The organism is Sphingomonas bacterium, from assembly GCF_903642285.1.
Lineage (GTDB): Bacteria > Pseudomonadota > Alphaproteobacteria > Sphingomonadales > Sphingomonadaceae > Sphingomonas.
The window spans coordinates 43036-59478 of record NZ_CAHJWJ010000012.1; the positions used below are offsets into that span (position 1 = coordinate 43036).

The following is a 16443-nucleotide window of genomic DNA, read 5'->3' on the forward strand; positions in this document are numbered from 1 at the left end:
ATGGCAAAGGGCGCGGATTTTTTGGCTTAAGCCTGCCGACGGCCTGCCGTTCTCACTCTTGGCGGCTCGGCCTTCCGCTCTCGGGGGGCGGCGGGGAACGCCGAAGACGGAGAAGAATCCATGACTGTTATCGCAACCAATGTTAATGCACTGCGGGCATCGACCGCCTCGACCAACGCCAACATGATGCTCTCGACGTCGATCGAGCGCCTGTCGACCGGCAAGCGGATCAACTCGGCCAAGGACGACGCCGCCGGCCTCGCGATCTCGACTTCGATGCAGTCGCAGATCACCGGCATGAACCAGGGCATCCGCAACGCCAATGACGGCATCTCGCTGGCGCAGACCGCGGAAGGCGCACTCGACGAAGTCACGAACAACCTGCAGCGGATGCGCGAACTGGCGGTTCAGGCCGGCAACGGCACCTATTCGTCGAGCGACCTTGCGAACATCAAGACCGAACAGGATGCGCTTGCTCAGCAGATCACCAACATTGCAACGAACACGCAGTTCAACGGCCTTGCTCTGTTCGACGGTTCGCATGCCACGGTGAAAATTCAGGCGGGCGCCAACGCGGCCGATGCCGTCACCATGTCCATGGGAGCCAGCTTGACCGCCGACGCCACGATCACTCCGGTGGTCGCAAGCGGTGCATCGGTCACCGGCGCGACCCTGGCGCAATATGATACGGCGATCTCGACGATCTCGACCCGCCGCGCCGGCCTGGGTGCCGCCCAGAACCAGCTGCAGTCGGCGGTCAACAACCTGACGTCGGATTCGACCAACCTGTCGGCCGCGCAGAGCACGATCCAGGACACCGACTTCTCGGCGGAATCGACCGCGCTGGCGAAGGCGCAGATCCTGACCCAGGCGTCGACGGCGATGCTCGCCCAGGCGAACCAGAGCCAGCAGAGCGTCCTGAAGCTGCTTCAGTAATCGCTTAGCAGCGCTGGCACCGCCCCCCCAAGGGTGTCGGCGCCGAGCGATCCCGGTCCGTCCGCGGGCAGGGCAGGAACCCCGGCGACCTCGGTCGCCGGGGTTCCTGGTGTTTGGGGTTCGGGCACGCGGACGTCGAGGCGCGAGAACCGAAGGACGGCCTTCGCGAGCAATCGCCGAGCGCTGCCGTTTCCTACCGAAAAGCGTCCACCGATCGAAACGGCGTTCGGGAATGGCCGGGTTTGGTGGTTCGCGCTCGGGCGGCTTTTTGCGAAGGATGTGCGATTGCTGCCATACGGCGGCACCCATCCTCTGCGGCGATTTCGTCTTTTTATCAGCTAAACGCGCACATTTGGGCTTGCCTGAAAAAATGCGAAGCGCTCCTTTTGGTCCAGGCAACGGAAGGCAGATGAGATGAAACTCGATCTAAGCCGCGTGATCATTTTCACCGACAACATGACGGAGATGGAAGACTTCTATGGCAGGGCTATTGGGCTCAAGGTCGTCGGAAGAGAGGACGGCTGGGTCGAACTCAGCGGTGGGACTTGTAATATCGCCTTGCATTCGGGGCGTGCAAAACCTGGCAATCGATCGCCGAAGCTCGTTTTTTACGCCGACGACGTGGCTGCTGCGCGGGCGTATCTGATTAAACGGGCCTCGGATTTCGGGCCTGTTAAATCTACGGGAACATTCGATATGTGCGATGGCAAAGACCCGGATGGCAATCCGGTCCAGATATCCGGACGCAAGTGACGTCTGCTTTCTTCAAACCCGGATGCAGGGTGGAACGTCGGGTCTTGGGCGTTAGAGGACGGCGTTGTCCGGCATGGTTGCGTGTGCGGCCAAATGGCGAACGGAAGCGGTCCGGCTCCATGGCCCGCTTTATCATTGCGCCTCGCAATGTTGGATTTTTCGTGCCAATCGTCCCGCCATGCGGAAGACCTCGGCCCCGGTGCGCGCGCTTGCAGTACATGCAATCGGTCGCCCAGGGGCGATTTCGGCGCGGACGTGGCGTCCACTTCGTCCACTTCCGAATGCGTTTTCTGCAATCGCCGGCGGATCGCAGGCACCGCCGCGGGCGTCAGATCTTCCGGGCGAGCGCTTTCTTCAACCGGCCGTGTGCCGATGCCTTGATCTGGCAGACGCGCGCGGCACCGACGCCGAGCACCTGGCCGATCTCCTCGAGGTTCAGTTCCTCGACATAATAAAGCTGCACCACCTGCGCCTCGCGCTCGGGCAATGCGCCGATCGCGGCGATCAGCGCGTCGCGCAGGTCGCTCTCCGCCAATTGCTCGAACGCGTCGGGGGTATCGTCGGCGAACCAGGGCAGGTCGTCGGCGTACAGATCGTCGATCGGTTCGAAGCGCAGCGCTTCGGCGGTCGCATAATCGGCGCGCAGCTTGTCGAGGCTGACGCCCAGATGCTCGGCGATCATGGCTTCTCCGGGAGCTTGGCCGTCGCGCGCCGACAGAGTGGCGATGGCGTCGTTATAGGCGCGGCGGCGACGCATCGCGCCGCGCGTGGTGGTGGCCTGGCGGCGCAATTCGTCGATCATCGATCCGCGAAGCCGCGTGGTCAGATATTGGCGAAACGTCACCTGGCCGCGATCCTCGAACGCGGCGACCGCCTCGACCAGCGCGACGAGCCCGACCTGGACCAGATCCTCGACCTCGACGATCGACGACATCGATCCGTGGACATGCCATGCGATCCGGCGGACCAGCGGCAGATGGTCGCGGACCATGCGGTTCGCATCGCGCGTCGATGGCCGCGGGCCATAGGTCAGCGGTGCGGGTATGAGCCCGGCTTGCGCCGGTTGGCCGCCCTGGAAAGCGGTTGCCATCGGTTCCGCACTCATGCCGCCAGCGCCTGCAGGCCGCCGACCTGTGCCGGCTGCCCGGGCGCGCCGATCACCGCGACGACCTCGACCGCCTTTTCCTCGGGCACCTCGAAGAAGCTGAGGACGGGGGTGTCGGGCAGGCAGGTGCGCACCAGCTTGCGGATCGCGATCCGGATCGCTGGCTGGACGACCAGCGCGAACGGCTTCGCCTCGTCGATCAGCGGTTGCGCGGCGCGTTGCAGCGCCTCGACGATGCGTCGGCCGAGATCGGGTTCGATGACGTTGCGCCGCGACGCGTCCGAGCGGATCGCCTGGCCGAGCAGCCCCTCGAGCTGCCCCTCCAGCGTCATGACGCGCAGCGGTTCGCGCACGCCGCACAGTTTCTGGATGATGAGCGGCCCGAGTTCGGGGCGGATCGCCTCGATGATCTCGTCCGCGTCCTGCGTCCTCTGCGCGACGACGGCGACGGCCCCTGCGATCCGGCGGAATTCCTTCAGCGGGACATTCTCCGCCAGCAGCCCGCGCAGCACCTGTGTCAGCGTGGTCAGCGGCAGCGGGGAGGGGCATAGCGAGGCGACCAGCTGGCCTGCGCGCTCCTTCAGCCCGTCGAGCAGGCTCTGCACCTCGTCGGGGCCGAGCAGGTCGGCGGAATGCGTACCGAGCACATGGTTCAGATGCGTAGCGACGACGGTGCCCGGATCGACGACGAGATAGCCCGCGCCGGTCGCGGCGTCCGCGTCGCCTGGCGCGATCCACGTCGCCTCCAGCCCGAAGGTCGGATCCTTGGCCTTCTTGCCTGTGAGCGGGCCGAACGCCTGGCCGGTATCGAGCGCCAGCATCTCGTCGGGGGTCACCTGATCCTCGCCGACGCACACGCCGTTCACGAGGATCCGGTAGGTATAGGGGGCCAGGTTGATGTCGTCGCGCACCCGGCATTGCGGTACGACGAAGCCGAGTTCCTTGCTCAGCTGCCGCCGCACGCCGGTGATCCGCCCCATCAGCGGCGCACCGCGGCGTTCGTCGACCAGGGGCACGAGGCCGTAACCGATGTCGAGATTGACCTGCATCGCGTCGGTCACCTCGTCCCAGCCGATCTTGGACTGGTCGACGGGTTCGACCGCCGCGATCGGCACGACGACGGGGCGGCGCGCGATCTGGTGCAGTTTCCACGCCGAGAAGCCGGCGATGGCGGCGGCGGTCAGGATGACGAGGTGCGGCATGCCCGGCATCAGCCCGAGCAGCCCGAGGATCACCGCGACCGGCGTCCAGGTCCGCGCCGATCCGAACTGGCTGCCGATCTGGCCCGCCAGATCATGCTTGGAGGTGACGCGGGTGACGATCGCTGCGGCGGCGATCGACAGCATCAGCGACGGCAGCTGCGCGACGAGCGCGTCGCCGATCGCGAGCAGCACGTAATTATGCGCGGCCGCCCCGATCGTCATGCCGTGGCTGACGGGGCCGAGGATCAGCCCGCCGACGATGTTGGCGCCGAGGATCAGCAGGCCGGCGACCGCGTCGCCCTTCACGAACTTGGACGAACCGTCCATCGATCCGTAGAATTCCGCCTCGGTCGCGGTGTCGATGCGGCGCTGCTTGGCTTCGTCCGGCGTGATGAGGCCCGCGTTCAAATCGGCGTCGATCGCCATCTGCTTGCCGGGCAAGGCGTCGAGGGTGAAGCGCGCCGACACTTCGGACACGCGCCCAGCGCCCTTGGTGACCACGATCAGATTGATGATGACGAGGATCGAGAAGACGAACAGCCCGACGACATAGTCGCCGCCGATCAGGAAGCTGCCGAACGCCTCGATGACATGTCCCGCCGCGCCTTCGCCCTCGTGCCCGTGCACCAGCACGACGCGGGTCGAGGCGACGTTGAGGCCGAGGCGGAACAGGGTCGCGAACAGCAATACGGTCGGGAAGGCGGAGAAATCGAGCGGCTTCTGCGCGTTCAGCGCGACCATCAGCACCGCAAGGCTGATCGCGATGTTGGTGACGAAGAACACGTCGAGCATCGCCGCCGGGATCGGCACGACCATCAGCACGACGAGCAGCAGGATCGCGAGCGGCAGCGCGGCGCTTCGCAGATTGGGCAGGATGCGGTCCATGCGGTCAGCCACCCATCTGCGCGAGCATCATATAGGCCAGCCGGGCGGTGTCGGGGGTCGGGCGGAAGAGGCTTGCCGCCGCACGACCGGTATTGCCGGCATTGCCGCCGAGATGGCCCATCGTCGACTGCGCCCAGGCGATGGCGTCGGACGCGCTTTCGCCGTTGCCGGTCACGACGGTGGATGTGCCCATCGACAGCGCCTGCGCCATCAATGCCGTTGCGGACGGGGATGCGCCTGCACCGGTCGCACCGGCCAGCATATTGCCGGCACCCGACCCCAGCTTGTCGCCGAAATGCTGATAGATGTCGGACAGCGAACGCGCCCCGCCGTTCGCGCTGTAGAAGATGCCGGAATTCGCCGCGGCCGCCCCGGGAAACAGCGAAGCCGCATTCGTAGCCGGATTGGCCTGCATCGCGCTGAGGAATTTGGTCGCGCCGCCGAGCCCGAGGAAATGCGCCATGTACAGATCGGTGCCCGTCGCCGCACGGCCGAGCGTGCTCTCCAGCGCGGTCTTGTTGTCCGCGGCATGCTCTGCCGCCATCAGCGACGCGACCTGCGGATCGTTGCGCAGCGCCAGGATCGCGGACCGGGTCGCGCCGTCCGCGACGGTCAGCTTGCCGTTGGCACCCGGCTGGATCGCGTTCGCCGCCCAGCCGAGGCCTGCGTCGCTCCCGTGTTTCTTGACGATTGACAGCCAGCTGGAGTCGATGAACTGGTACAGCCCCGACGCGCTGGAGGTGCCGGCCTTGGCACTGGCGTTCAGCCCGCTTTCCAGCTTCGCCTGGCCGAGCAGATAATCGAAATCGATCCCCGTACGACTGCTCGCCTGCGCGATGGCCGACTGGATTCGATTGGTGCTGATCGGATTGACGGTCATCGGTGCTGCGGATTTTCCCTGTTCGGGGAAATATCAGCAAGGACCGTGCCAAAGTGCTCCGGATTATCGGAAGCATCGCCGTCATGCCGGGCTTGTCCCGGCATCCAGAGCAATGGCGGTACGCTTGCCGCCCTGGATCCCGGGACAAGCCCGGGATGACGAGCAGGAGGAACGAACGGCAGTCTCGACCGCGCGTGTTACGCGTAGGCCGCGGCGATCCCCGGCCGGTAGTTGCCGGCATGGTCGCCGGTCAGCATTTGCAGGCGGCGGCGGACATTTGCCGCCATCAGGTTGACGTAGATGCGGCAGGTCTCGTTCAACCGGTTGGCCTCTTCGGCGAGCTCGCGCAGTTCGGGGCCGGCGGGGCCCTGACCGAGCGCGGCGACGGTTGCGATCGCGGCCAGTTTCATCGTCGTCGCGCGTTCCAACGACGCGACGTCGTTGGTCTTCAAGGCAGTGATCTCGGCATGCAGCGCATCGATCACGTCGATCAGGGCGTCACGCCTTGTCATTCGAATTCCATTCCATCCGGAGCGCCAGCAGCCGGTCGGCGATGGTCGCCGGCAGGATGGGAAAGGTGCCGTTGGCGATAGCGTGACGGATCTCGGCGATTCGGTTCGGATCGACCGGCGCTGCAGCGGCCATCGACCGGGCCAACGCGTTCGCCTCGGTCTGCGCGGTGCCGGATGTGCTTGCCGACATGGCCGCCGGCGTGGACGGCGCGACCGGATTGGGGGCCGCCGTCGCAGCGCGCGGCGCGGCGGCATCCACCATCGTCACTGTTTTCACGCCAATTGGATCGACCATGTCCGCACCATCCGGTTGTCGCTGACAGGGGATCAAACGGCCGTTGCGTACCGCGCTTTAGCATTTTATTGAATCCAGCCCGGCAGGGTCGCGCGTCCGCTGGCGACCGCGACCGCCTGGACCGGGTTTCGCGTGTCGTCGACCTTGACCATGAAGCGACCGCCCGGGGGGGCATCGCCCATCGCGACGCCTTCGCGGCTGATCGAAAAACCGTTGGACTCCGCTTCGATCATCACGGGATCGCCGCGCCTGATGACGGGTTCCGCGCGCACCGCCGGGCTCGCCGCGCCGATGGCGACGGGTGGCGGCGTGGCGGGCATCGCGACGGGGACGAAGATCCGCCAGTTGGGCGACGAACACGACACGACGACCGCATCGTGATTGTTCGTCCGCCACGACATCGCGACCATCGAACAATTCGCCAGCCGCAGCCGTGGATCGACCGGGGTGCGTGCGCCGCCCTCCGTCCCCGTCGCCTGACCGGTAAAGCCGGCGACGGCGCGGTCGAGCGCGATCGTGTCCTGGAACGGCACCGCCGTCGCGGCGGCGGGAGCAAGCAGTGCGATCATGACGATGTGGCGGATCATGGCGTTTCTCATCGGGTTCGGCCTCATCGGGTTTCGCCGGCAAAGGCGAGGGTGGCGACGGCGTCGCGTCGGCCGGTATGCATGGCGGTCGCGATGGCGAGGCGACCGGGCGCGACGACATGCGCCGCGATCAGCGCCGCAGCGACCGTCCGTGCGCGGTCGGCCGCCAGGATGGTGCCGCTGCCGGTCGCGGCATCGATATCGCGGGCGCTGCCGTCGACCGATCCGGTGATGGTCAGCAGGACGCGCGGGTCGCGGGTCGCGCCGCGTGCCCAGTCGATCAACACGGTCGGCGCGGCGGACAGCGTCGCGGTGCCGGGTGCGAAATCGGGACTGGCGGCGGCGGCGACGGGCATTGGCGGCGGCGCGGGAGGCGGTGGTGCCTCAACGGTGCCGAACCCCTGGCGAAACCCGCGGGCGAGCGCATGGCGGTCGATCCGCTGGCTGGCGTTAACCAGCACCAGGAACCCGACGAGCAGCAGTGCCAGGTCCGCCAGCGTGACGAGCCATAACGGCCGGGCGGCGGGGGGCAGGGGGAATTCATCGGTCATGCGACGCTCGCCAGCGCCACGCCGGTCTGCTCGCGCGCAGCAAGCGCGGCCAGCGGTGCCTCGATCCGGGCGCGTTCGAACGCCTCGGCACGACCGGCGATCCGCAGGCGATTGGCGATCGGCATCGCGACCAGATTGGCGAGCAGCGCGCCGTACAGCGTCGCGAGCAACGCCACCGCCATCGCGCCGCCGATCGCGGCGGGGTCGGTCATCGTCGCGAACATCCGCGCCAGCCCGGCCAGCGTGCCGACCATGCCCATCGCCGGTGCCGCCTCGGCCGCTCCGGCCCATATATCGGCGGCGGCGGCATGGCGTTCGATCCGCGCGCGGCGCAGATGAACGACAAGCGCGGTTGTCGTCCCCGCATCGGCACCGTCGACGATGCCGGCGATCGCCGCGGCGAGATCGGGATCGGCGATCACCGTCCGATCGAGCGAGAAAATGCCATGGCGGCGCGCGATCCGGCCAAGCGCGGCGACTTGGGCGATCATCGGCGTCGCATCGAACCGCTTGCGCCCCAGCGTCGCGAGCGCGGCGACCGCGCGCCCCGTATCGTGCAGCGGGCTACGCAGCAGCACCGCCAATATCGTGCCGCCGAGCACGATCGCCAGCGCGATAGGATCGAAGAAGGATGCGAGCGTCATACCCGGACTGCTTTGCAAGTGGCGGGCCAGTTCGGGCCGGGACGCTAACTCCACCTTCCCCCCGGAACGAGTCCGGGTGACGACAAGGGCGGACGAAGCCGAAACCGGCAAGGCTTGCCGCCGACCGGCAAACCCTTGCCGTCCCACCCCTCGATCCGCGGCTATCCGCACCGCCGGCGAAACTGGCACGGCCATTGCTTAGCCATTCGCGTGCACAGTAACGTGCAGGAGATCGGCCCATGTCGGGGGATACGCTTTTCGGGATCGACGGCGCAGCGCTCGAGGTGCGGGCGCAGCGCATGGGGTTGCTCGCGTCGAACATCGCGAACGCGTCCACGCCTGGGTTCAAGGCGAAGGACATCGATTTCCAGACCGCGCTGGCCGCGGTACAAAGCCAGCGGGATTCGGGGTCGGGCGACGATGCGTTCCAGCAATCGGTGAAATACCGCACGCCCACGCAGACGTCGATGGACGGGAACACCGTCGAACTGGGCCAGGAACAGACCGCCTTCGCCGAAAACGCGGTGCAATATCAGACCACGCTGTCCTTCCTGAACAGCCGCATCAGCGAGATCACTCGCGCGTTGAAGGGGGAATAGACCAGATGTCCGCACCCCTGACCATTTTCCAGGTGGCCGGCCGCGCGATGTCCGCGCAGCTGGTGCGGATGAACACGACCGCGTCGAACCTCGCCAATGCGGGCGGCGTCGCCGGCTCCGCGGAAGCGGCCTACAAGACGATGAAGCCGGTGTTCCGCACCAGCTTCGACCAGGCGTCCAGCCTTGCGACGGTGGATGTTGAGAAGGTCGTGACCGCGGGCGATGCACCGACCAAGCGCTACGACCCGAGCAACCCGCTGGCGGACAAGGACGGCAACGTCTTCGAGGCCGCGGTCGACGAGACGCGCGAGCTCGTCGACATGATGGAGACCGCGCGTTCGTACCAGAACAACGTCGAAGTGATGAACACGGCGAAGTCGCTCATCCTCGACACCCTCAAGATGGGCCGCTGACCATGACGACGAGCACTTTCGACACCACGCTGAACAGCCTTGGCATCACCAATCCAAGCACCGCGTCGGCGACCGCTGCGGCGGCCAATGCCTCGACGTCGTCGACGCTGAACCAGTCCGACTTCCTGACGCTGATGACCGCGCAGCTGCAGAACCAGGATCCGTTCAACCCCGTCGACAACACGCAGATGGTCGCGCAGATGGCGCAATTCTCCAGTGTCGCCGGCATCAGCCAGATGAACACCACGCTGTCGTCGATCGCGACGAAGCTTGGTGCGACATCGGCGACCGATGCGATGTCCTATGTCGGCAAGACCGTGCTGACCGCCGGCAATACCGCCTATGCGCGGTCGTCGGGCGGCATCGCGGGGCAGGTGTCGCTCGCCGGCGACGCGACCGACGTGAAGGTCACGATCACCGACCAGACCGGCAGCGTGCTCAAGACGCTGTCGCTCGGCGCGCAGAAGGCAGGCAATGCCAGTTACGATTGGGACGGCACCACCGATGTGGGTGCCGCCGCGGGTAACGGACCGTTCACCGTCAACGTCGCCGCCAGCAACAACGGGACCACGGTCGGCAGCACGTCGCTGGTCTGGGCACCCGTCGAATCCGTTTCGCTTCCCGCCAATGGCAATCCGCTGCTGACCGTGACCGGTGTCGGTCAGGTCAAGCTGTCCGACGTCGTTTCGGTCGGCTGATCCACCCTTTTTCCAGGAGTATCCCCAATGACCTTCTACACCTCGCTTTCCGGTCTTCAGGCCGCCCAGACCGATATGTCGACGATCAGCCACAATCTGGCCAACGTCTCGACCACGGGCTTCAAGAAAAGCCGGACCGAATTCGCCGACATCGTCGCGACCAGTCTCGCCGCCAATCCGCGCACCGTCGTCGGCTCGGGCGTCGCGGTGAAGGAGAACAAGCAGCAATTCGCCGAAGGCAGCATCACCACGACCGCGTCCTCACTGGATCTCGCGATCTCGGGCGACGGTTTCTTCGCAGTGAAGACCAGCGGCGCGGCCGGATCGATCGACTATACCCGCAACGGCAGCTTCCAGGTCGATACCAACCATTATGTGACCGATGCGCAGGGGTCCAACCTGCAGGTCTACCCGGTCGATACCGAAGGCAACGTGACCGCGACCGGTGCCGACGGGCTGACCAGCCTGCAGCTGCCGGAGAATAGCGGCGCGTCCGTGCCCACCGCCGCCGTTGCGCTGAAGATGAATTTGTCGTCGAACACGACACCCGTCGCTTCGACCTTCGACCGGACCGACCCCGCCACGTACAACAATTCGACCGCCACGACGATCTACGACGCAGGCGGCAATGCCGAGACGATGACCAACTATTATGCCCGTGGCGCGGATTCAGCGGACGGGTCGAGCAACTGGTCCGTCTACAGCTATGTCGGCGACCAGCAGCTTAGCGTCGGCGGCAGCACCGCGCCGATCCAGCTTAGCTTCAACGCGTCGGGTGGCCTGGTCAGCCCGACCGCGCCGACGCAGTTCGATGCGTTCGTGCCGCAGGGCAGTGCGACGACGCAGAAGCTGTCGTTCGACCTGACCGGCTCGACGTCGCTGTCCTCCGCCTTCGCGGTCGCATCGCGCACGCAGGACGGCAAGGCCGCGGGACAGCTGTCGGGCGTGACGATCGACAATAACGGACTGGTCACCGCCAGCTTCTCGAACGGCGATACCAAGAAGCTGGGTGTCGTGGCGCTCGCGAATTTCGTCGACCCGACGGGTCTTCGCCAAATCGGCGACAGCTACTGGACGTCGACCGGCGTCTCGGGCGCGGCGGAGCTCGGTCAGTCGAACGCGCCCGGCTTCGGCAATCTGATGTCGGGCTCGCTCGAAGGATCGAACGTCGACATCACCGAGGAACTGGTCGACCTGATCTCCGCGCAGCGTAATTTCCAGGCGAACGCCAAGGCGCTCGATACGCAGAGCAAGATCTCCGAGACGATCTTCAACATCCAGAGCTGATCGAACAGGAGGCGACGGGGATTTAGATGGACAAGCTGGTCTACACGGCGGCGACGGGGCTGAAGGCGCGGATGGCCGCGCAGGCTGCGATCGCGAACAACATGGCGAACGTGTCGACCACGGGGTTCCGGGCCGACCGCGTCGTGTTCGACCAGATCCAGCTGAAGGGCGGCGGCACGACGATCGAGGCGCGGTCGCCGACATCCGAAGAGGTGACCGACGCCGACCGCTCGCCCGGCGCGATCCAGTCGACCGGGCGTCCGCTCGACGTCGCGATGAACGGCAACGACACCTGGATGGCGGTGCAGGCGGCGGACGGCAGCGAAGCCTATACGCGGCGCGGCGATCTCGAGGTCGCGGCCTCGGGCGTGCTCCAGACCGGCGACGGCTTCCCGGTGATGGGGTCGTCGGGGCCGATCACGCTGCCGCCCTACCAGTCGCTCACCATCGCCGCGGACGGTTCGATCTCGATCATTCCGGTCGGCGGCGACGCGAAGAACCCGCAGGTCGTCGACAAGATCAAGTTGGCCAGCACCAAGGGGTCGGACACGGTCAAGGGCCTGGACAATCTGCTGCGGGTACGCGGCGGCGGCGTCCTGCCCGACGATCAGGACGCGAAGGTGCAGAGCGGTGCGATCGAGGGATCGAACGTCAACATGACGCAGGCGCTGGTCGACATGATCGAGAACCAGCGCGCCTACGAAGTCGAGGCGAACATGATGAAGAACGCCAAGGACATGGACGAGGGCGGTGCATCGCTGATGCGCCTGCCCTCCTGAGGAGAGACTAGATGAGCAGTGCAGCCATGCACATCGCGCGCACCGGGCTCGATGCCCAGGACATGCGCATGCGGGTGATCTCGAACAATCTCGCGAACGTGAACACCACCGCGTTCAAGTCCGATCGCGCGAATTTCGAGACGCTCGCCTATCAGGTCGTGACGTCGCCCGGCGCGCAGAGCTCGGCGGACAGCAAATACGCGACCGGCCTCAATCTGGGCACCGGCGTAAAGATTCAGGGCACCGCGCGGATCGACACGCAGGGGACGTTCCAGCAGACCGGCAACAGTCTCGACCTCGCGCTCGACGGCAACGGCTATTTCCAGGTGCAGCTGCCCGGCGGTCAGCTCGGCTATACCCGCGCGGGCAATTTCTCGCGATCGGCGGAAGGCCTGCTGGTCACGAGCGAGGGCTATCAGGTCCAGCCCGGCATCACCGTCCCGCCGACCGCCACGTCGATCACCATCGGCACCGACGGCACCGTGACCGCGCTGCTCGCCGGCCAGACCGACGCGACCACGCTCGGCCAGATCCAGGTCGCGAGCTTCCCCAACGCCGCGGGCTTGCAGAACACGGGCGACAATTACCTGACCGAGACCGCGGCGAGCGGTACCGCGAACCTGGGCATCGCCGGCCAGGACGGCCGTGGCAACATCCGCCAGGGCTCGCTCGAGGCCTCCAACGTCAACGTCGTCGAGGAACTCGTCGACATGATCGAAACGCAGCGCGCCTATGAGGTGAATTCCAAGATGATCACGGCCGCCGACGACATGCTCAAATATGTCAACCAGAACCTCTGACATGGCATCGCGTGCACCCACCCCGTTCCGTTTCGGCGGTCACTGGATCGAGATCGCGCTCGGTCTCGCCAGCGCGGCGCTCGTCGCGGCCGCACTGGTTCCGGGCCATGCCGAGGCCAAGGTCTTCAAGAAGAAACCGGCGGAGGATTTCTCGGTCGCCAGGGCACCGGCGGTCGTCGCCGCGCCGGTCGCCCCCAACGGCGCGATCTTCCAGGTCGCGGGCGGCTATGCCGCGCTGTACGAGGGATCGCGCGCCAAACGCGTCGGCGATCCGCTGACGATCGTGCTCGTGGAGGCGACGGCGGCGTCCAAATCCTCCGATTCCAGCGTCGATTCGTCGGGCGGGATCAGCCTGACGCCGCCGACCACCGGCGCGTTGTCGCTGTTCAAGAGCACCGACGCCGCGGTCAGCGGCGGGCGCAACTTCAAGGGCACGGGGACCGCCGACCAGGCCAATTCGCTGACCGGCCAGGTTTCGGTGACCGTCGCCGAGGTCTATGCGAACGGCACGATGCTGGTGCGCGGGCAGAAGCGCGTGACGCTCAACCGCGGCGACGAGTTCGTCCAGATCAAGGGCATCGTCCGCTCCGCCGATATCGACGCGGACAACCGCGTGCTGTCGACGCGCGTCGCCGATGCGCAGATCGCCTATACCGGCAAGGGCGACGTCGCCCGCGCCTCGCGCCAGGGCTGGCTCAGCCATTTCTTCTCCATCCTTTCCCCGTTCTGAGGACGCGTATCATGGTCCGCTATCTGATCGCCTTCCTCGCGCTGTTCGCCGTGGCCGCCCCCGCCTCCGCCGACCGGATCAAGGATCTGGGCGGGTTCCAGGGCATCCGGTCGAACCAGCTGACCGGATACGGCATCGTCGTCGGGCTCGCGGGCACGGGCGACGACAATCTGGAATATACCGTCCAGTCATTGAAGGCGGTCGCCTCGCGCTTCGGTCTGCAACTGCCGTCCACGGTCAATCCGGGGATGAAGAATGCCGCGGTCGTGCTCGTCACCGCCGACCTGCCGCCGTTCGCGAAGCCCGGCCAGCGGCTCGACATCACCGTCGCGTCGATGGGCAAGGCCAAATCGCTTCGCGGCGGCAGCCTGATCCTGATGCCGATGCTCGGCGCGGACGGCCAGATCTATGCGATGGCGCAGGGCAATCTCGCGGTCGGCGGGCTGGGCGTCGAGGGCGCGGACGGATCCAAGATCGTCATCAACGTGCCGTCGACGGGTCGTATTCCCGAAGGCGCGACCGTCGAACGCGCGGTCGCGACCGGGTTCGACACCGCGCCGACATTGACCTTCAACCTGGCGCGCGCCGACTTCACGACCGCGCAGAATGTCGCGGGGGCGATCAACAAGCGGATGGGGATGGGCTCGGCGGAGGCGCTGGATGCCGTCTCGATCGCGGTGCGTGCGCCGGTCGGTGCGGACACCCGCGCGACGCTGATGAGCCAGATCGAGAACCTGGATGTCGTCTCCGCCGAACCGCCGGCGAAAGTAATCGTAAATGCGCGCACGGGTACGGTCGTTATCAACTCTGCGGTCAGGGTCGGTCCCGCCGCGGTGACGCACGGCAAGCTGACTGTTCGCATCGACGAGAACCAACGCGTCAGCCAGCCGGCCGCGTTCAGCAACGGACAGACCACGGTCACCCAGAAATCGGGAATCGCGGTCGACGAGGAGAAGCGCCCGATGTTCCTGCTGGCCCCCGGCCCCAAGCTTGCCGACATCGTGAAAGCGGTGAACGCGATCGGTGCCTCGCCGGCGGATCTCGTCGCGATCCTGGAGGCGTTGAAGGAAGCCGGTGCGCTGAAGGCGGAGTTGATCGTCCTGTGACCGCCCTCACCGCGCCCTCGATCACGCCCGGACCCGCGGCAGCCGGCGGCATCGCGACCGACAGCAGCCGGACGACCTCGCCCGAAAACCTGAAAAAGGCCGGGCAGAAGTTCGAGGCGGTGTTCGACGGCATGATGCTGAAATCGATGCGCCAGGCGAAACTCGCCGATCCGTTGTTCGATTCGAAGGCGATCGATACCTTCAGCGAGATGCAGGATGCGCGGTTGGCGCAGACAATGGCGGAACACGCGCCGATCGGCATCGGCAAGGCGATGACCGAGTTCATCGCCAAATCGCAATCCGATCTTAACCCGCCTGCGGCAAAAGCGTCGCCATGAGCGATATGCTTTCGATCGGCGCGAGCGGCGTCTACGCGTATCAGAACGCGATGGCGACGGTGTCGGAGAACATCGCCAATACCGGCGTGGACGGCTATTCGCGCCGTTCGACGACGCTGGCCGAGGTCCTGACCACGGGCGGCGGTATCGCGTCGCGCAACACGACCGCCGGACAGGGCGTCGTCGCAACGGGCATCGCCCGCGCAGGCGACGTCTACAAGACGCAGGCGGTGCGCAGTTCGGCCACCGATCTGGCGAAGACGCAGACCGGTGCCACCTGGCTCGACCGTATCCAGACCGCGCTGACGGGCAATTCGCTCGGCGACCGGCTGACCGCCTTCTACGCATCCGCGACGACGCTTGCCGCCGATCCGACCTCCAGCGCCTCGCGCTCCGCGATGCTGGGCAGCGCGACCACCGCCGCGGCATCGCTGACCGCGACGGGCAGGGCGCTGCAATCGGTCGACGGCGATCTGGATTCGACCGCGCAGGGTGCGGTGTCGACGCTGACCAATCTCGGCCAGACGCTTGCCAAGATCAACGACGGCCTCAGCCGTACCGCGCCGAACACGACCGCGGCCGCCGAACTGTCGGACCAGCGCGATTCGGTGCTGGACCAGATGAGCGCGATCACCGACATCTCGGTCACCACCGACCAGGCGGGTCGCGCGACCGTCAATGTCGGCGGCACCGGCGGCCCGGTCCTGGTCTCCGGATCGGATTCGGCGAGCGTCGCCTATTCGCGTAATGCCGAGGGGGCGGTCGGCTTCAACGTCGACATGAACGGCTCGGTCAGCACCTTGTCGCCGAACGGCGGCGCGTTGGCGGGGATCGTCGACGGCGCGCAGAAAGTGGCGGATGCGACGAGCGGCCTGAACGGCATCGCGACCGATTTCACCACCCAGGTCAACGCCGTCCAGGCGCAGGGCCGCGATCTGAACGGCCAGCCCGGTGCCGCGATCTTCGCGACCGGTACCACGCCGACCGACGTCACCGTCGCGCTGAACGACCCGAATGGTATCGCAGCGGCTAGCGTCGGCGGCGGGTCGCGCGACGGATCGAACCTGGATGCGTTGCAGTCGGCCCGCACCAACAGCGCGGTCGAGACGCGGACGACCACGCTCGTCGCCGGCAACGCCGCCGCGCTGGCGCAGCGGCAGAGCGTCGCCACCGCGCAGACGGCGATCCACGATGGCGCGGTATCGGCACGCGACGCGGTATCCAGCGTCGATCTCGATACCGAAGCGGTCGATCTGCTCCGGTTCCAGCAGGCCTATTCCGCGGCCAGCCGGGTCATCCAGGTCGCGCGCGATACCTTCCAGTCGATCATTGCGATCAACTGA

Annotated in this window: 20 protein-coding genes; 12 read left to right on the plus strand and 8 right to left on the minus strand. The window is 66.5% G+C overall.

Translation table 11 applies throughout. The features are described 5' to 3' along the window. The first annotated feature begins 120 nt into the window (after positions 1-120). Together HUU99_RS07995 and HUU99_RS08000 are read left to right on the plus strand one after the other, a co-directional pair. Complete coding sequence (locus HUU99_RS07995; RefSeq protein WP_174286049.1) at positions 121-936, plus strand: flagellin; 816 nt, start codon at positions 121-123, stop codon at positions 934-936. A gap of 414 nt (positions 937-1350) precedes the next feature. After that, positions 1351-1689, plus strand: a complete 339-nt coding sequence (locus tag HUU99_RS08000; RefSeq protein ID WP_174286050.1) for a VOC family protein — start codon at positions 1351-1353, stop codon at positions 1687-1689. A gap of 328 nt (positions 1690-2017) precedes the next feature. On the opposite strand, the gene HUU99_RS08005 is transcribed toward HUU99_RS08000, so the two are convergent. From HUU99_RS08005 to HUU99_RS08040, 8 genes are all read right to left on the minus strand, one after another. Then, complete coding sequence (locus HUU99_RS08005; RefSeq protein WP_254603034.1) at positions 2018-2779, minus strand: FliA/WhiG family RNA polymerase sigma factor; 762 nt, start codon at positions 2777-2779, stop codon at positions 2018-2020. 11 nt (positions 2780-2790) lie between these two features. Then, positions 2791-4881: a flagellar biosynthesis protein FlhA gene (gene flhA, locus HUU99_RS08010; RefSeq protein ID WP_174286097.1), complete on the minus strand. Its 2091-nt coding sequence runs from the start codon at positions 4879-4881 to the stop codon at positions 2791-2793. A gap of 4 nt (positions 4882-4885) precedes the next feature. After that, the gene (locus HUU99_RS08015; protein WP_174286052.1) at positions 4886-5761 is read right to left on the minus strand and encodes a lytic transglycosylase domain-containing protein; all 876 of its coding nucleotides are present in this window, start codon (positions 5759-5761) and stop codon (positions 4886-4888) included. 197 nt (positions 5762-5958) lie between these two features. Continuing rightward, complete coding sequence (locus tag HUU99_RS08020) at positions 5959-6273, minus strand: flagellar protein FlgN (protein WP_174286053.1); 315 nt, start codon at positions 6271-6273, stop codon at positions 5959-5961. Next, a complete protein-coding gene (flgM, locus tag HUU99_RS08025; protein ID WP_254603036.1) occupies positions 6260-6568 on the minus strand; it encodes a flagellar biosynthesis anti-sigma factor FlgM in 309 nt (102 codons plus the stop codon). The genes HUU99_RS08020 and flgM overlap by 14 nt, the downstream gene beginning before the upstream one ends. Before the next feature lie 65 nt (positions 6569-6633). Beyond that, on the minus strand, positions 6634-7155 hold the full coding sequence (locus tag HUU99_RS08030; RefSeq protein ID WP_174286054.1) for a flagella basal body P-ring formation protein FlgA: 522 nt from the start codon (positions 7153-7155) through the stop codon (positions 6634-6636). A gap of 23 nt (positions 7156-7178) precedes the next feature. Next, positions 7179-7706 (minus strand): flagellar motor protein MotB, encoded by a 528-nt coding sequence (locus tag HUU99_RS08035; protein WP_174286055.1) that lies wholly within the window; start codon positions 7704-7706, stop codon positions 7179-7181. Continuing rightward, the gene (locus HUU99_RS08040) at positions 7703-8350 is read right to left on the minus strand and encodes a MotA/TolQ/ExbB proton channel family protein (protein ID WP_174286056.1); all 648 of its coding nucleotides are present in this window, start codon (positions 8348-8350) and stop codon (positions 7703-7705) included. Before HUU99_RS08040 ends, HUU99_RS08035 begins: the two co-directional genes overlap by 4 nt. A 239-nt stretch (positions 8351-8589) precedes the next feature. Between HUU99_RS08040 and flgB the strand changes: the two genes are divergently transcribed. The 10 genes from flgB to flgK are packed head-to-tail and all read left to right on the plus strand — an operon-like array spanning position 8590 to position 16443. Further along, positions 8590-8949, plus strand: coding sequence for a flagellar basal body rod protein FlgB (gene flgB, locus HUU99_RS08045; protein ID WP_174286057.1), 360 nt, complete (start codon positions 8590-8592; stop codon positions 8947-8949). Between the two features lie 5 nt (positions 8950-8954). Continuing rightward, entirely contained in the window at positions 8955-9362 is a 408-nt protein-coding gene (gene flgC, locus HUU99_RS08050; protein WP_174286058.1) for a flagellar basal body rod protein FlgC, read from the plus strand. 2 nt (positions 9363-9364) lie between these two features. Beyond that, the gene (locus HUU99_RS08055) at positions 9365-10060 is read left to right on the plus strand and encodes a flagellar hook assembly protein FlgD (protein WP_174286059.1); all 696 of its coding nucleotides are present in this window, start codon (positions 9365-9367) and stop codon (positions 10058-10060) included. Between the two features lie 27 nt (positions 10061-10087). Beyond that, on the plus strand, positions 10088-11347 hold the full coding sequence (locus tag HUU99_RS08060) for a flagellar hook protein FlgE (RefSeq protein ID WP_174286060.1): 1260 nt from the start codon (positions 10088-10090) through the stop codon (positions 11345-11347). A 26-nt stretch (positions 11348-11373) separates the two neighbouring features. Then, positions 11374-12126 (plus strand): flagellar basal body rod protein FlgF, encoded by a 753-nt coding sequence (locus tag HUU99_RS08065; protein ID WP_174286061.1) that lies wholly within the window; start codon positions 11374-11376, stop codon positions 12124-12126. A gap of 11 nt (positions 12127-12137) precedes the next feature. Beyond that, positions 12138-12926 (plus strand): flagellar basal-body rod protein FlgG, encoded by a 789-nt coding sequence (gene flgG / locus HUU99_RS08070; RefSeq protein ID WP_174286062.1) that lies wholly within the window; start codon positions 12138-12140, stop codon positions 12924-12926. A 1-nt stretch (position 12927) separates the two neighbouring features. Next, positions 12928-13656 carry a flagellar basal body L-ring protein FlgH gene (locus HUU99_RS08075; RefSeq protein WP_174286063.1) on the plus strand — a complete coding sequence of 243 codons (729 nt, stop codon included), beginning with the start codon at positions 12928-12930 and terminating at the stop codon, positions 13654-13656. Positions 13657-13667: 11 nt separating this feature from the next. Continuing rightward, complete coding sequence (locus HUU99_RS08080; RefSeq protein ID WP_174286064.1) at positions 13668-14762, plus strand: flagellar basal body P-ring protein FlgI; 1095 nt, start codon at positions 13668-13670, stop codon at positions 14760-14762. Further along, entirely contained in the window at positions 14759-15100 is a 342-nt protein-coding gene (locus HUU99_RS08085; RefSeq protein ID WP_174286065.1) for a rod-binding protein, read from the plus strand. The genes HUU99_RS08080 and HUU99_RS08085 overlap by 4 nt, the downstream gene beginning before the upstream one ends. Beyond that, on the plus strand, positions 15097-16443 hold the full coding sequence (gene flgK / locus HUU99_RS08090) for a flagellar hook-associated protein FlgK (protein ID WP_174286066.1): 1347 nt from the start codon (positions 15097-15099) through the stop codon (positions 16441-16443). Before HUU99_RS08085 ends, flgK begins: the two co-directional genes overlap by 4 nt.

Bases quoted from the DNA above. Each gene is read 5' to 3' on its own strand.
- HUU99_RS08040 (WP_174286056.1), bottom strand. From the start codon at position 8,350: ATGACGCTCGCATCCTTCTTCGATCCTATCGCGCTGGCGATCGTGCTC.
- flgC (WP_174286058.1), top strand. From the start codon at position 8,955: ATGTCCGCACCCCTGACCATTTTCCAGGTGGCCGGCCGCGCGATGTCC.
- HUU99_RS08035 (WP_174286055.1), bottom strand. From the start codon at position 7,706: ATGACCGATGAATTCCCCCTGCCCCCCGCCGCCCGGCCGTTATGGCTC.
- HUU99_RS08020 (WP_174286053.1), bottom strand. From the start codon at position 6,273: ATGACAAGGCGTGACGCCCTGATCGACGTGATCGATGCGCTGCATGCC.
- HUU99_RS08075 (WP_174286063.1), top strand. From the start codon at position 12,928: ATGGCATCGCGTGCACCCACCCCGTTCCGTTTCGGCGGTCACTGGATC.
- HUU99_RS08015 (WP_174286052.1), bottom strand. From the start codon at position 5,761: ATGACCGTCAATCCGATCAGCACCAATCGAATCCAGTCGGCCATCGCG.
- flhA (WP_174286097.1), bottom strand. From the start codon at position 4,881: ATGGACCGCATCCTGCCCAATCTGCGAAGCGCCGCGCTGCCGCTCGCG.
- flgG (WP_174286062.1), top strand. From the start codon at position 12,138: ATGAGCAGTGCAGCCATGCACATCGCGCGCACCGGGCTCGATGCCCAG.
- flgB (WP_174286057.1), top strand. From the start codon at position 8,590: ATGTCGGGGGATACGCTTTTCGGGATCGACGGCGCAGCGCTCGAGGTG.
- HUU99_RS08005 (WP_254603034.1), bottom strand. From the start codon at position 2,779: ATGGCAACCGCTTTCCAGGGCGGCCAACCGGCGCAAGCCGGGCTCATA.
- HUU99_RS08060 (WP_174286060.1), top strand. From the start codon at position 10,088: ATGACCTTCTACACCTCGCTTTCCGGTCTTCAGGCCGCCCAGACCGAT.
- flgK (WP_174286066.1), top strand. From the start codon at position 15,097: ATGAGCGATATGCTTTCGATCGGCGCGAGCGGCGTCTACGCGTATCAG.
- HUU99_RS08055 (WP_174286059.1), top strand. From the start codon at position 9,365: ATGACGACGAGCACTTTCGACACCACGCTGAACAGCCTTGGCATCACC.
- HUU99_RS08065 (WP_174286061.1), top strand. From the start codon at position 11,374: ATGGACAAGCTGGTCTACACGGCGGCGACGGGGCTGAAGGCGCGGATG.
- HUU99_RS08080 (WP_174286064.1), top strand. From the start codon at position 13,668: ATGGTCCGCTATCTGATCGCCTTCCTCGCGCTGTTCGCCGTGGCCGCC.
- HUU99_RS08030 (WP_174286054.1), bottom strand. From the start codon at position 7,155: ATGATCCGCCACATCGTCATGATCGCACTGCTTGCTCCCGCCGCCGCG.
- HUU99_RS07995 (WP_174286049.1), top strand. From the start codon at position 121: ATGACTGTTATCGCAACCAATGTTAATGCACTGCGGGCATCGACCGCC.
- flgM (WP_254603036.1), bottom strand. From the start codon at position 6,568: ATGGTCGATCCAATTGGCGTGAAAACAGTGACGATGGTGGATGCCGCC.
- HUU99_RS08000 (WP_174286050.1), top strand. From the start codon at position 1,351: ATGAAACTCGATCTAAGCCGCGTGATCATTTTCACCGACAACATGACG.